The organism is Aquitalea sp. ASV11, assembly GCF_016429185.1.
GTDB lineage: Bacteria > Pseudomonadota > Gammaproteobacteria > Burkholderiales > Chromobacteriaceae > Aquitalea > Aquitalea pelogenes.
The window spans coordinates 1-325 of sequence record NZ_JAELUD010000204.1; the positions used below are offsets into that span (position 1 = coordinate 1).

Below are 325 nucleotides of genomic sequence, written 5' to 3' on the forward strand. Positions count from 1 at the left end.
CTATGAAGTGCTGTCGCAAGCGCGCGATGCCAAGGGCCGCCAGTTGAAGATCCACAAGATGCTGTCGCCGGGCCCCTTGTACTACACCGCGGAAGAAACCGCCGGCGTGGTAGCCAGCGGTCAGGCCTGTCTCTTATACACATCTGACGCTGCCGACGAACAGTAAGATGGGGGGGGGGGGGGGGGGGGGGGGGGGGTGGGAGGGGGGGGGGGGGGGGGGGGGGGGGGGGGGGGGGGGGGGGGGGGGGGGGGGGGGGGGGGGGGGGGGGGGGGGGGGGGGGGGGGGGGGGGGGGGGGGGGGGGGGGGGGGGGGGGGGGGGGGGGG

General features: G+C 78.2%; 1 protein-coding gene. It reads right to left on the bottom strand.

Annotated elements, in window-relative coordinates:
* Window positions 1-120: 120 nt before the first annotated feature.
* On the bottom strand, window positions 121-325 hold a 205-nt coding region (locus JHD62_RS21725), incomplete at its 5' end, for a hypothetical protein (protein WP_199104615.1).